This window comes from Aromatoleum toluvorans, from assembly GCF_012910905.1.
Taxonomy (GTDB): Bacteria; Pseudomonadota; Gammaproteobacteria; order Burkholderiales; family Rhodocyclaceae; genus Aromatoleum; species Aromatoleum toluvorans.
Map to the genome: position 1 here is coordinate 51,685 of NZ_WTVN01000029.1, position 12,785 is coordinate 64,469.

Sequence of the window (12,785 nt, forward strand, 5' to 3'; positions counted from 1 at the left end):
TCACTCGACCAGCAGGCCGTGCCGGATCGCGTATGCCGCGAGTTCCGCATTGCTCGCCACCTCCAGCTTTTCCAGCAGGCGCGAGCGATAGGTGCTCACGGTCTTCACGCTCAGCGCAAGCGCGTCCGCGATATCCGACACCGACTCGCCGTGCGCGAGACGCAGGAACACCTGCAGCTCGCGCTCCGACAGCGACTCGTGCGCCGGCGCCGTCCCGCCGCCCGCCAGCTCCTCCGCGAGCAGCTCCGCGGTGCGCGTCGACACGTAGCGCCGACCCTCCGCCACGGTACGGATCGCGCGGATCAGCTCGTCGCGGTCGCAATCCTTGCACAGGTAACCGTCGGCGCCGTTGCGCAGCAGCGCCACCGCGTAGCGCTCCTCGGGAAAGCCCGACAGCACCAGCACGCGCACGTCCGCAAAGCGCTGGCGGACCGCGCGCAGCACGTCCACGCCGCTCTGCCCCGGCAGGGCCAGGTCGAGCAGCACGACGTCGCAGCCCGTCTCGCGCAGCGCGCCGAGCGCCTCCTCGCCGGACGTGGCCTCGAAGGCGATTTCGAGGTCCAGCTCCTCCGCGAGCATCTCGCGAAAACCCGCGCGGACGATCTGGTGGTCATCGACGATGGCAATCCTGAGCATGTGGTCTCCGATTAATCCGGCGATCAGTTATGTGAGATCTCCTCGTGCACAGGGTTCCTCCCCCTTCAAGGGGGAGGTCAGGAGGGGGATGGGTTTCGGCGACGTCTGCCCAACCCATCCCCACCCCAGCCCTCCCCTTGAAGGGGAGGGAGCGATCATGCACCACTCAACCCTTGATCGCGTTATTAGTCTGCTTCCGCACGGGTTCCGTTCGCGCAAGCCTCCATCCTCAGCCCGCCACCGGCAGCGCCTGCCGGTCCACCACGCGCCGCAGCACGAAGCTCGAATGCACGCCCGTCACGCCCGGAATGCGCGTGATGCGGTTCAGCAGCAATTCCTGGTAGGCATCCATGTCGCGCACCACGACTTTCAGCTGGTAGTCGGACGCCTGGCCGGTGATCAGCAGGCATTCGAGCACTTCGGGGATGTCCAGCACCGCCTTCTCGAAACCCTTGAAGCGCTCCTGCGTGTGCCGGTCCATCGAGATCTGGATCAGCGCCATCAGCGTGAGGCCCAGTGCCTTCGCATTCACCAGCGCGCGGTAGCCCGCGATCAGGCCGGACTCCTCCAGCGCGCGCACGCGCCGCAGGCAGGGCGAGGGCGACAGGCCGATGCGGTCGGCGAGATCCTGGTTGCTGATGCGCCCGTCCTGCTGCAGCACGCGCAGGATCTCGCGGTCGTAGCGGTCGAGTTTCATGTGATTGCCGAGGAGTGGATGAATATTTACGAGGATGTCTGTAAATCTAGCATGTGCGCAATAATCTGCCAAAAACATCGTTGATGCACTGCAAGAACGCAAGCCTCTGCCAAGCCCTTTTGCGTACCATGCTTCCCATCGACAACCATTCTTCGCACCCCCGGACCCCATCATGTTGACCGACCCGTCCAGCAAGTACCGTCCCTTCCCGCCGGTAAACCTCCCGGACCGCCAGTGGCCCGGCCGCGTCATCGACAAGCACCCGATCTGGATGAGCACGGACCTGCGCGACGGCAACCAGTCGATCTTCGAACCGATGGACGCGGCGAAGAAGATGAAGCTCTTCCACACGCTGTGCGACATCGGCTTCAAGGAGATCGAAGTCGCCTTCCCGTCGGCGTCGCAGATCGAGTTCGACTTCGTGCGCGAGCTCATCGAAGGCGGCCACATCCCCGATGACGTCACGATCGAAGTCTTGACGCAGGCGCGCGAGGAACTCGTCCGCCGCACGCTCGAAGCCGTCCGCGGGGCGAAGCGCGTGATCGTGCACGTCTATAACGCCACCTCCGAAACCTTCCGCGAGACGGTCTTCGGCATGACCAAGCCGCAGATCGTCGACCTCGCCGTCTCGACCGTGAAGCTCATCAAGCAGCTCGCCGCCGAACAGCCCGAGACCGAGATCCGCCTCCAGTACAGCCCCGAGACCTTCACCGCCACCGAACTCGACTTCGCGTGCGAAGTCTGCAACGCCGTCACCGAAGCCTGGGGCGCGACGCCGTACAACAAGGTCATCCTCAACCTCCCCGCGACGGTCGAGGTCGCCACGCCGAACATCCACGCCGACCAGATCGAGTGGATGCACCGCAACCTCGCGCGCCGCGACAGCGTCCTCATCAGCGTCCATCCGCACAACGACCGCGGCACCGCCGTCGCCGCCGCCGAGCTCGGCCTCATGGCCGGCGCCGACCGCGTCGAAGGCTGCCTCTTCGGCAACGGCGAGCGCACCGGCAACGTCGACATCGTCACGCTCGCGCTCAACCTCTACACCCAAGGCGTCAATCCGGGCCTCGACTTCTCGGACATCAACGCCGTCGCCCGAACCGTGGAGCACTGTACCCAGCTCCCCATCTCCCCGCGCCACCCCTACGTCGGGGACCTCGTCTTCACGGCCTTCTCCGGCTCCCACCAGGACGCCATCAAGAAGGGCTTCGCGGCTCACAAGGCCGATCAACCGTGGAACGTGCCCTACCTCCCGATCGACCCGGCGGACGTCGGCCGCAGCTACGACTCGGTGATCCGGGTAAACAGCCAGTCCGGGAAGGGCGGGATCGCCTACCTGCTCGAGACCGAATACGGCATCGTCCTGCCGCGGCGCCTGCAGGTCGAATTCGCCGCCGTCGTGCAGAAGCACGCCGACACGCACAAGGGTGAAGTCACGGCCGCCGACATCTGGCGCCTGTTCTCGGACACCTACCTCGCCAACGACAAGTCCGTGCGCTACGTCGGGCACCACCTCTTCGAGCACGACGCCGCCCAGGGCATCCGCCTCACGCTCGAAGTCGGCGGCAAACCGCAGATCCTCGTCGCCGAAGGCAACGGCCCCATCGACGCCGCGGTGCGCGCACTGCACGTCGTTGGCATCGACCTGCAGGTACGCAGCTACGAGGAGCGTTCCTTCGGCAGCAGCGCCCAGTGCGGCGACGCCCGCGCCTACGCGCTGATCGAAGTCGCCCGCCCCGGCACCGCCGGCGACTGCTTCGGTGTCGGCATCGACGAAAACATCGTCACCGCGTCGATAAAGGCGATGATCAGCGCGCTCAACCGCGCCGGCGGCGCCGAACTCGCGACCGACACGCCGCACGCGGCCTGACGAGGCTGCAGGCGCAGACGCTCGTGCGTCTGCGTCTCTCCGATCATGGGGGGACACAATCGGGTGTTGCCCCATCCGCTTTGGCGCGTGCCGATCCCTCGCATGCACGCCGCTTCTGCCCGACGTCGAGTTCATCGACGCCTTCCCTCGCGTCTCTTCCCTCCGCGACCGCCGTCGAAACCTTCGCACACGTCCCGCACTGCGCAGCACTGATCGAGCATCAACGCTCACCCTGTCGCACCTACCGACAGACGCACTTCGTCACCCTGCGCGGAGTTCGCATCGCGGGAGGCCTTCCATGAGAAATCAACGGGCTGTGCAAGACTCCGCGCAGCACGCCGTGCGCATTTGACAGGGGCATACCGCTCGGCTAAGTTGAGTGAATCCGAAACGCCCGAAGGCAGCCCGCGGCGCGCTGGGAGGGCATTTCCCGCCACGATAGGCCGATTCCGTCTACTACAAGTGTTGGCGCCATCCGCTCAAGAAGCCGACTGATGAACAACCAAACCTCAAAGCGTGATGAGTTCCGATCACTATTCGCAGCTTCGGCGATTTCCTATATCGCCGCCATCAGCGCAGCCTACGAAGTGACCCAAGGGGCGACGCACTCGGCTCGCGGGGCTCTTGCGACAATCACCAGCTCATTAAGGGCACTCTTCGGAGAGCTCACTTTGGTAGCCGTATTTGGAATTATGGGCACTCTCTTTCTGGTACTTGCACTTGCCACACGACGAGGGTGATTCTGTGAATTTCTATGCCAGCCAGTGCTTGCAACCGACGTCAAAATGCTGCGCATTTTGACGTCGGTTGAAGGCTGTCGTTAGATTGCTGAGGTAATCGCAATGCCAACCGTATCAGAGCAACCATGCCCCATTTGCAAACTTGCGGCGAAAGATGTTCGCGTTTGGGACTACGGAGAGCGCACGACGCTTGAATGCGCGAGGTGCGGGAAGTTCACCATAACCGGGACCGCCGCAGCGATGGCCAAGTCTAGGCAACTTGAGCCGAGGCTTTCAGCCTGGATACGGGAACGCTTCGAAGCCGGGGCAGATATCCCGGAAGTCAACTCAAACACTTTGGAAGAGGTAGCCAAGATACTTCCCGACTACAAGGTCGCCGAAAAACAACTGATTCTCCTGCGAGTTTTTGAAAGGCGAACCGCATTCCCCGGCCAAGCAATAGATATCCATCCCAATTTTGATTTTCCGTTGGCGTGGGCGGCGGGAGAAGAGGAATTCCTATATTTGCTGAGAAGTCTTATAGATCGAGGGCTTGTACGTCGCACGGATGGCCCGTCGGATCTGACTGACTCATTTGTATTCAAGGTCGAGATTACCGCAAACGGGTGGGATTTTCTGGATCAGCATTCCCGTCCTTCCGTCATCAGCGATCAAGCGTTCGTCGCCATGTCCTTCTCGCCGGAGCTGAAGTCCGCTTGGGAAAACGCCATCAGACCAGCGCTAACCAAGGCGAAGTTCCGTCCCTACCGCGTAGATGCGGAACCCCACATCGATCGAATCGACACCAAGATCGTTACCGAAATAAAGAACTCAAAGTTCTTGGTGGCCGACGTCACCCAGCAGCGGCCGGGTGTCTACTTTGAGGCAGGCTACGCGCTTGGCCTTGGCATTCCGGTTTTTTGGTGCGTGAGGGCAAACGATCTGCAGAACGTGCATTTTGATACAAGGCAGTACAACCATATTGTTTGGACTGATGAAAATGACCTTGCGGAGCAACTTTACCTCTTTGTTTCGGCAGTCATTGGCACAGGAACAGCAATCTAACAACACCATGAAAGCGTCGTCAAAATGCTGCGCATTTCGTCGCCCCCTGAAGCGTCACGTTGGGGGGCGATAGTCGCCGTCCGCTATACTCGATAAGGAGGTATTGATGGACTACTGGCTACGAGTTGTCGGAATAATTCTGATAGCTATCGTTGGATGGACAATACTCACCAAGATAGATCCGATAGGCGGAAAGGATTATTCGGGCGTTCCGACAAAATCAAAAATCATAACCGTGGTCGTCCTTGTAGTCGTTGGTGGAATTCTGCTGCTTGTGAAAAGCAAGTAGTCTATTGGAAGTTTATTACTTACGCATATGCACGTATTGAGGTCAAAACAATGAAAATCATGATGACGGTGGCCCATCGTAGGGCATTGCTGCTATGGCCCTTAGCTATCCTGGTATTCCACTCGTCAGCCATCGCTGGTCTCGATGGCGCACAGCGCAGGTCCGTTTATGAGCAGACCTATAAGACGTGTCTTTCGTCCGCGACAAAGTCTGCGCCTCAAGCGCCACACGCTGAGCGGCATGCATGGTGTACTTGCTATGCGGGCCAAGTTGTCGACCGTGTCTCCCCAAGTGACATCACGCAATACTCCCCGACTTCGGGACTGACGCAAAGAATGATCAGCGTGGCGAACGACGCGACAGCCCATTGTCGAGAAAAGCTTTATTGAGGGGGAACGCCACGCTTTCATTCATGTCGCCCAACAGTCGGGCGATGCGTCAATTGTATCGACGATCCCAGCCCCCTCACCCTCTCAGTCAACCGGACCGCCTGCAGGTTGCGCTTGCAGGTGCCCTCCGCTCTTCGGGTTACGGCGCCCGTTACCGCACGTTAGGCATACAACATGACTAGTACCGATCCGATCATGATGTTCGTTGTTCAAACCGTAATCGTGCTATTTACAATTCTATTGGCATATCGCGACTTTGCGATTCGGAAGAAGGAGCAAACGGCCGGAATGGTCGCAGAGGTAATACGCAGCGATAAATCCATGGGAAGTCTGTATACCGTGTACGGCGCTGCCATCGCTTCATGCCTTTTATTAATTGATAAATCGACGGGCATCGAAGGACATAAAGTCGCATTGATTATTATTGATTTTATATGTTTTACATATGCGTTCTTTTTTAGCTCATGGTTTCGAAACGCTGTATTCTTCACACTAATTCAGCGCGTCCGTAAGGATTAACGCCTAACCTGGCCCCAAGGGACTTCCCGTCAACCCTTTCCTTGCAGACCGGCCGCAGGCCGAACTGCCCGTTGATCATGGGCGCATCTTTATCTCCTGCCGACCACGCCAAGGCGTGACCGGGTTTGGACTGCCGACGTTGCGATGGACAAGGACAGAACAGACTGCCTTTCCCCAATCGGCCTTGTTCGGCGCGTCAGCGCCGGGGCCCTGCGATTAACCGCACCGGCTGGCCTCTATCAATCGTCGGCGCGACCGGGGCGCGGGGATCAGCCGCGACACCCTGCGTGGTCGGCCATTGGGTTAGCCAGGCTCTCAGCCGGTCGGTCTGACCTGTTTGTCTATCGCGTGCGCGCAGTCATGGAAACTCCGTGTGGAAACCGCGGCGGTTCAGTGCGCCGCCTGCCCGGTCGGCTCGCGCCCCCGGTGCCACGCTTCGGGGTTGTAGGCTTCGCCCTTGGCAAGCACCGCCCGCAACTGGCGGGCATGCTTGTTGGCGATCGCGACCAGCGTCTTGTGGTAACCGACACGTCCGTTGAGCGTCACGATTCACTGCTGCAGTCACGTGAGCGCCTCGGGGGCGGTTCGGTGCTTGCGCAAGGTGGCCGCGAGTACGCTGCGGGCGCCCTGCACGAGCAGCGTGCGCAGGTAGTCGTCACCGCGCCGGGTGATGCGCCAGAGCTTGGGTTTGCCGCCGCTGGAATACTGGCTCGGCGTGAGGCCGAGCCAGGCCGCGAACTGGCGACCGTTGTGGAACATCGTGGCGTCGCCGACGCTGGCGACCACCGCATCGGCGGTGAGCATCCCGACCCCGGGCAGGTCACGCGCCCGCCGGGCGGCGGCGTCCTCGGCCTGCTGGGCGGCGATCTGCCGGTCGCACTCGGCAATGCGCGCATCCAGGGCGTCGAGCTGGTCGCGCACGGACTGGATCAGGTGCCGGATCGGCGCGGGCTGTGCGGTGTCGAATTCGTGCTCGGCAAGCTTGCGCCGCAGCCGCGCCGCGCCGGTGTCGACCACCATGCCGAATTCGGCGAGCAACCCCCGGATGCGGTTCAAGAGCGCGGTGCGCTCCTCGATCCAGCCCAGCCGCAGGCTGTGCCACGCGAGCCGCTGCTGCTGCGCCTCGGTCTTGACCGGAATGAAGCGCATCCCCGGCGCGAGCAGCGCCGCGACGATCGCCGCGGCATCGGCGCGATCGTTCTTGACCGCCTGGCGCTTGCGGTACGGGCGCACGAACTCGGCCGCCATCAGCCGCGGCTCGAGCCTCAGCGCGTGCATCGTACGGCCCCAGCAATGCGCGCCGCCGCACGCTTCCATCCCGACGAGCGTGCCCTGCGGCAGCGTCGACAGCCACGCCACAAACCCCGCCCGGTTGAACTCCCGCGTCTCGATCACCCGCCCCGCGCCGTCGGCCACGCAGGCCACGAACACGTTCTTTGCCAGATCCACGCCGACCGTCGTAGTATTCATTTGGACTTCCCCTTTCGCCTCTTCAGATTGAGCTTCAGCAATTCAATCTTGGCACTTCGATGCCGGGCGGCAAAGGCCGCCGGCGGAAGTGGGAAGTCCCTTTGTAGTCATTCCACCGGTCTCGTCCGCTGAAGGCCGACGTTTAGGTCTCCCCTGAACCATGGAACGCCTCTACGACTTTGCGCTCGCAAATATGGAACGCACTGTGCACGGCCTTGCGCAACGTGTTCCTCCGCCCCAAGCCGTTCCCTACAAGGATTCATTCGTCTTTCGTTACGTCGAGAAGTCCGTCCACCAAGCGTTGGTGCAGAAGTTGGCGCGGGTCGTTACCGGGCTCAAGTCCGCGCGGCTCCTCATGGAACACGGTTACCTTCAAGAGCAAGGGGCACTTCAACGTATTCTCGACGAGCTTCACGAAGATATTTCATTCCTTGCGCTGGGCGTTATTTACAACGATCACACGCCCCTTCATCAAGGGTATCTTGAAGCGTTCTACGAAGAAGAATTCGACGCAGATACAGCTTTGGCTTCCACTCAAAAGCGACCGATGATTTCCAGGCAAAAGATTCGTGCATATATCGCACGAGCCGAGGGGGCCGCAGACCCTAGTACCGGAGCAGAACTCACGCGAACAGTCAGCAAAGCCTACTCCGGCTATGTTCACGCTGCGTCACCCCACATAATGGATATGTACGGCGGGTATCCACCCCGTTTTCACGTCAGCGGCATGGCGGGAACCGAGCGCCGCGCAGAACACCGCGAAGACCTCTGGAACTATTTCTATCGAAGCATCGTAGCCTTTGCTATGGCAGCAAAGGCGTTTGGCGACGACTCGCTGTTTTCCGAAATTCAACAGTTTTCGCGCGACTTTGAGAAACAAGCAGGGAAAGACTATGCACCTTCGCAGCCACCGAAAACCTAACCCTGCCCCAAGGGACTCCCCCGGTCGCCCCTCGCCCATGATGACTACACCCGTTTTCATTCTCCCCGGCCTTGGAGGGTCAGGCCCGGCTCACTGGCAGAGCATTTGGGAAGCGTCCGATTCATCGCTGCATCGGGTAGTTCAGCGGGACTGGGATCACCCGGACCTGAAGGAGTGGGTTGCAACATTGCAGGAACACATTGCCGCCTGCGAAGTTGCTCCGATCCTGGTGGCTCACAGCCTTGCGTGCAGCCTGGTTGCGCACTGGGTTAACGAACACGGGAAAGGCGTCAAAGCCGCGTTATTGGTCTCCCCGTCGGACGTGGAATCGCCAGAACACACTCCGCCCGAGGTACGCGGGTTCAGCCCGGTTCCGTTGGTACGCTTCCCATTTCCAAGTACAGTCGTTGCAAGCACCAATGATCCGCGAGTGGCGCTCCCGCGTGCTGAATATTTTGCAACGTCGTGGGGCAGTCGCCTTGTCGTCATACCGGAGGCCGGGCACATTAATGCCGAATCGCAACTCGGCGAATGGCCGGAAGGCAAAGCGCTGCTCTGGGAGCTGAGGCATTCAACCTGACCCTGCGGTCCTGCACGTTAGCACCCCCTGACCGCCGCCGTTTCGAAGACGTTTCACGCTGGCAAATATCTCTCTACATGAGAGAAGTGGTCGCAGGGTAGCCAGTTGTAAAAATTGGCAAGGCGGCTTCTGCCACGAGTTCGAGTTAAATAATATAAAGCCTCATGGAGTGGTGCGCGGCCGCCATGCGGTGGTTGGGCGCATGCTTGAACTCTGTAGGGCACCCGGCATGAAGAGACTGGAACTGCTTGATTATGGAAGGTTCTTTGCCGCGATCATTGTCGTTCTGTTTCACTACACGTTCAATGGCATCGCCAACGGCAAGATTACATCCATTAGCCATATCGCAGCAGTGATCGAGCTGAGCAAGTACGGCTACTTGGGGGTTGAGCTCTTCTTCATGATCAGTGGTTACGTAATATTCTTTTCGGCAAGATCCGGGGCGGCTTCCAGGTTCGCTGTCGGCCGGGCCGTCAGGCTGTACCCCGCTTATTGGTTCGCAGTGCTGTTTACCTCATTCTTTGCCTTGCAGTGGGGCGGAGACTTGATGTCGGTTGGCCCGCGCCAAGTGCTTGCCAACTTGTCGATGCTGCAATCCTTTTTCGGGGTTCCGCACGTCGATGGTGTGTACTGGACGTTGCTCTTTGAAGTGACGTTCTACGGAGCCGTTCTCTTGTTGCTGCTGTTCGGGCTTCAGAAACACCTGCGCACCCTATTCATGTTCTGGCCAGTGTTGCTGCTCGCCTCGCTGGCGCTGGGAATGAATGCGCTGCCTTACCTGGGAGGGTATTACTGCTACTTCTCCGCAGGGGCGCTTTTTGCGGTTCTGAAGCAGCAGTTTCGTTGGGGCGCGGTTTTCGGTTTGGCGGTTGTGTATGGGCTGTGCGTCAAGTTTTCCGCCGGCGGTGCCGCGCATTTAACGCAAGCCAAGGGGATTGAGTTCTCTCCCGTAGTGATTGCTTCCGTCATCACGCTTTTCTTTGCTCTGTTTGCTTTTCAAAACACGAAGAAAGGCGAGTCGCTAAAGCTGCCCCTGTCCAGGACGTTCGGGGCGCTTACGTATCCCATCTATCTGATTCACGCGCATTTCGGGTATATGTTCATCAGTCGGTTCGCGACGGAAGAAAACAAAATCGCGATTTATGCATTAACCGTCTCCATGGTCGTCGCCATTGCGTTGTTCGTGCATAAGCTCATCGAGCAACGTCTTTCGCACGTCTGGAAGCGGTTGTTTACCGGGACCATTGGGCGGTTTGTGGATTTACTTCAAGGAATGCTATTAAGAATGAACACGGCGTACAGCGTGTCGTTCAGCCGGACGCCGCCTGGCGGCGGCTGATCCCACTTGCCCGGAGGCCCCATCATGATGCGCGACCGGTGGTCATGCCGTGGTCACCGTGCGCAGCGGATTGGTGAGGGCGGCCATCCGGGTCCCGACACGGTCCGGGGTCTTCGTTCCCGGCCGTCCGTTGCCGGGCAGCCCTCATGAAGCTGACCGTCGAACCCCTCACGCCGGCACGCTGGCCCGATCTCGAGGCGGTGTTCAACGCCAGGGGCTGCTCCGTCGCCCGCGGGTGCTGGTGCATGTACTACCGGCTGAGCGGCGAACGTGGCGCCGAGCTCGACGGCAAGACGCGCGCCCGGGTGTGGCAGGCCGGGCTCAGGGCGTTGGTGGACGAGGGGCCGCCGCCCGGCCTGATCGGCTATCTCGACGGGACCCCGGTCGGCTGGGTGTCGCTCGGTCCGCGCGCGGATTTCGCCAAGCTGCGGCGTTCGCCGGTGATGAAGGCGGTCGACGATCAGCCGGTGTGGTCCATCGTCTGCTTCGTCGTGCCCTCGCAATACCGTGGGCAGGGCGTCGCGCGCGCCCTGCTTGAGGGGGCGATCGCCTACGCGCGGCAACGCGGCGCATGCCTGCTGGAAGCCTACCCGGTGGATAAGGCGGGACGCTCCAGCGACGAGGCGATGTGGTTCGGCGCCAAATCCATGTACGACGCCGCGGGCTTCGAGGAGGTCGCGCGCCGCAAGCCGCACCGGCCCATCGTCCGCCTGCGGACGTCCGGATGACGGCGAACGGCATTGCCAGGTGATACCTGCGGCCACGGCGCCGGCGCGCGCTAAACTGCGCCTTCGCCTGATCCTCGCCGGATTCCCGAATGGACCGCTACACCGAAATCCGCAGCTTCGTCCTCGTCGCCGAAAAGGGCAGCTTCGCCGCTGCCGCGTTGGTCGAAGGCGTCACGCCGGTCGTGATGGGGCGGCGCCTCGATGGACTGGAGCAACGTCTTGGCGTGCGCCTGATGCACCGCTCGACGCGCGGCCTCACGCTGACGGAGCTCGGCGAGCAGTTCCTGGAGCAGTGCCGCCACCTCATTCATGAGTTCGACGAGGCGGAGACCAGCGTCAGTGCCGGCCGCGACACCGTGCGCGGCCACCTCGTCGTCTCGGCGCCGGCTGCGTTCGGCCGCCGCCATGTCGCCGCGCACGCGCCCGCGTTCAAGGCGCGCTACCCGGAGCTCAAGCTCTCGTTCAACCTGACGGACAGCGTCGTCGATCTGGTGCGAGAGGGGTACGACATGGGAATCCGCATCGGCGAGGTCACGGACCCCAACTACGTCGCCGTGCGGCTCTTTCCGAATCGCCGCGTCGTGTGTGGCACGCCCGGGTATTTCGCGCGCCACGGCGAGCCGCGCGTTCTGGAGGATCTGAGCCGTCACAACTGCCTCGCCTTCAATCTGCAGGGGGGGCAACAGCGCGGCTGGAGCTTCGTGCGCGACGGCAAGCTCGTCGCGGTGCGCGTCGATGGCGACCTCGACTGCAATGACGGCGAGCTGCTCTACAGCTGGGTCAAGCAGGGGTTGGGCATCGGCTGGCGTTCGACGTGGGAGATCCAGGCCGAGCTCAAGCGCGGTGAGCTCGTCACGGTGCTGGACGAGTTCGCGGCGCCCACGTACGACATCCAGGCCGTGTATCCGCAGCAGCGCTACCTGCCGGCCAAGGTGCGGCACTTCATCGAGTACCTGAAGGGCATCTACACCACGCCGGGCTACTGGGAGCGCGGCTAGCCGGTCCGTTCAGGATGGCGAAGCAGGCGATGCGGTGATCCCCGATGAGGGGAGCGGGGCGCAAATCGAGCAGCCCCGCGTGTGACCGATCCGCGCGATTACTGCTGCGCGCGGAACCGGTAGCCCTTGTAGTCGAGTACGACCCCATCCTTCGCCGCGCTTGTCAGCGTGAGGCCCGGTTCGACCTCGTCGCCTTCCTGCACCAGCCGGTCATTGATCAAGGCCCAGCTCTTGCCGGCATTCGGCGCCGCCGCGACGCCGGAAATGCTGAGGCGCGGCAGGCTGCCACGGATCGCCGGGGGCAGCTCGTGGATGCTCAGGATGCGCCCGTCCGATGGTTTGCGGTTCGCCGGTGGCGAAGTCTCGCCTGCGTTGTCCGGGGCGGTGGCCGCCCGCGCCGGGGCCGGTGCTGCGGCGGCCGGTACGGCGGGCGGGGAGGCCGGTGAGGCCTCGGCCGTCTTCCGTGCGCCGGATTCGCTGCGACGGGTCCGTGCGGTTTCCGCGGCCGGCGGTGGCGCCTCGGGTGCGGCGGTTTCGCGTCGCGTCCGCGCGACGGGAGCTGCG

The 12,785-nt window shown here is 61.9% G+C and carries 13 protein-coding genes and 1 pseudogene; 10 read left to right on the forward strand and 4 right to left on the reverse strand.

All coding sequences use genetic code 11. From position 1 onward, the window contains the following. Window positions 1-636, reverse strand: a complete 636-nt coding sequence (locus tag GPA22_RS16985) for a response regulator (RefSeq protein ID WP_169257242.1) — start codon at window positions 634-636, stop codon at window positions 1-3. 229 nt (window positions 637-865) lie between these two features. Continuing rightward, window positions 866-1,333, reverse strand: a complete 468-nt coding sequence (locus GPA22_RS16990) for an Lrp/AsnC family transcriptional regulator (RefSeq protein WP_169257243.1) — start codon at window positions 1,331-1,333, stop codon at window positions 866-868. A gap of 172 nt (window positions 1,334-1,505) precedes the next feature. Here GPA22_RS16990 and leuA point away from each other — a divergent pair, with 172 nt between their 5' ends. From leuA to GPA22_RS17015, 5 genes are all read left to right on the forward strand, one after another. Next, window positions 1,506-3,203 carry a 2-isopropylmalate synthase gene (gene leuA, locus GPA22_RS16995; RefSeq protein WP_211169183.1) on the forward strand — a complete coding sequence of 566 codons (1,698 nt, stop codon included), beginning with the start codon at window positions 1,506-1,508 and terminating at the stop codon, window positions 3,201-3,203. Window positions 3,204-3,697: 494 nt separating this feature from the next. After that, window positions 3,698-3,943, forward strand: coding sequence for a hypothetical protein (locus tag GPA22_RS17000; RefSeq protein WP_169257244.1), 246 nt, complete (start codon window positions 3,698-3,700; stop codon window positions 3,941-3,943). 240 nt (window positions 3,944-4,183) lie between these two features. Then, a complete protein-coding gene (locus GPA22_RS17005) occupies window positions 4,184-4,987 on the forward strand; it encodes a hypothetical protein (protein ID WP_169257245.1) in 804 nt (267 codons plus the stop codon). 106 nt (window positions 4,988-5,093) lie between these two features. Further along, window positions 5,094-5,276: a hypothetical protein gene (locus GPA22_RS17010; RefSeq protein ID WP_169257246.1), complete on the forward strand. Its 183-nt coding sequence runs from the start codon at window positions 5,094-5,096 to the stop codon at window positions 5,274-5,276. Window positions 5,277-5,839: 563 nt separating this feature from the next. Next, window positions 5,840-6,184, forward strand: coding sequence for a hypothetical protein (locus GPA22_RS17015; protein ID WP_169257247.1), 345 nt, complete (start codon window positions 5,840-5,842; stop codon window positions 6,182-6,184). A gap of 390 nt (window positions 6,185-6,574) precedes the next feature. Here the strand turns inward: GPA22_RS17015 and GPA22_RS17020 are convergent. Then, window positions 6,575-7,654 (reverse strand): annotated as a pseudogene (locus tag GPA22_RS17020) (IS110 family RNA-guided transposase). Window positions 7,655-7,814: 160 nt separating this feature from the next. Between GPA22_RS17020 and GPA22_RS17025 the strand changes: the two are divergent. The 5 genes from GPA22_RS17025 (at window position 7,815) to GPA22_RS17045 (ending at window position 12,221) form a co-directional block, all read left to right on the forward strand. Next, window positions 7,815-8,576, forward strand: a complete 762-nt coding sequence (locus GPA22_RS17025) for a hypothetical protein (protein ID WP_211169184.1) — start codon at window positions 7,815-7,817, stop codon at window positions 8,574-8,576. A gap of 40 nt (window positions 8,577-8,616) precedes the next feature. After that, on the forward strand, window positions 8,617-9,156 hold the full coding sequence (locus GPA22_RS23095; protein WP_169257254.1) for an RBBP9/YdeN family alpha/beta hydrolase: 540 nt from the start codon (window positions 8,617-8,619) through the stop codon (window positions 9,154-9,156). Between the two features lie 229 nt (window positions 9,157-9,385). Continuing rightward, complete coding sequence (locus GPA22_RS17035) at window positions 9,386-10,495, forward strand: acyltransferase family protein (RefSeq protein ID WP_246264472.1); 1,110 nt, start codon at window positions 9,386-9,388, stop codon at window positions 10,493-10,495. A 146-nt stretch (window positions 10,496-10,641) separates the two neighbouring features. Next, entirely contained in the window at window positions 10,642-11,223 is a 582-nt protein-coding gene (locus GPA22_RS17040; protein ID WP_169257248.1) for a GNAT family N-acetyltransferase, read from the forward strand. A gap of 89 nt (window positions 11,224-11,312) precedes the next feature. After that, window positions 11,313-12,221 (forward strand): LysR family transcriptional regulator, encoded by a 909-nt coding sequence (locus tag GPA22_RS17045; protein ID WP_169257249.1) that lies wholly within the window; start codon window positions 11,313-11,315, stop codon window positions 12,219-12,221. Between the two features lie 98 nt (window positions 12,222-12,319). Here the strand turns inward: GPA22_RS17045 and GPA22_RS17050 are convergent. Beyond that, on the reverse strand, window positions 12,320-12,785 hold a 466-nt coding region (locus GPA22_RS17050), incomplete at its 5' end, for a general secretion pathway protein GspB (protein ID WP_169257250.1).

Bases quoted from the DNA above. Each gene is read 5' to 3' on its own strand.
- GPA22_RS16985 (WP_169257242.1), bottom strand. From the start codon at position 636: ATGCTCAGGATTGCCATCGTCGATGACCACCAGATCGTCCGCGCGGGT.
- GPA22_RS16990 (WP_169257243.1), bottom strand. From the start codon at position 1,333: ATGAAACTCGACCGCTACGACCGCGAGATCCTGCGCGTGCTGCAGCAG.
- leuA (WP_211169183.1), top strand. From the start codon at position 1,506: ATGTTGACCGACCCGTCCAGCAAGTACCGTCCCTTCCCGCCGGTAAAC.
- GPA22_RS17000 (WP_169257244.1), top strand. From the start codon at position 3,698: ATGAACAACCAAACCTCAAAGCGTGATGAGTTCCGATCACTATTCGCA.
- GPA22_RS17005 (WP_169257245.1), top strand. From the start codon at position 4,184: ATGGCCAAGTCTAGGCAACTTGAGCCGAGGCTTTCAGCCTGGATACGG.
- GPA22_RS17010 (WP_169257246.1), top strand. From the start codon at position 5,094: ATGGACTACTGGCTACGAGTTGTCGGAATAATTCTGATAGCTATCGTT.
- GPA22_RS17015 (WP_169257247.1), top strand. From the start codon at position 5,840: ATGACTAGTACCGATCCGATCATGATGTTCGTTGTTCAAACCGTAATC.
- GPA22_RS17025 (WP_211169184.1), top strand. From the start codon at position 7,815: ATGGAACGCCTCTACGACTTTGCGCTCGCAAATATGGAACGCACTGTG.
- GPA22_RS23095 (WP_169257254.1), top strand. From the start codon at position 8,617: ATGACTACACCCGTTTTCATTCTCCCCGGCCTTGGAGGGTCAGGCCCG.
- GPA22_RS17035 (WP_246264472.1), top strand. From the start codon at position 9,386: ATGAAGAGACTGGAACTGCTTGATTATGGAAGGTTCTTTGCCGCGATC.
- GPA22_RS17040 (WP_169257248.1), top strand. From the start codon at position 10,642: ATGAAGCTGACCGTCGAACCCCTCACGCCGGCACGCTGGCCCGATCTC.
- GPA22_RS17045 (WP_169257249.1), top strand. From the start codon at position 11,313: ATGGACCGCTACACCGAAATCCGCAGCTTCGTCCTCGTCGCCGAAAAG.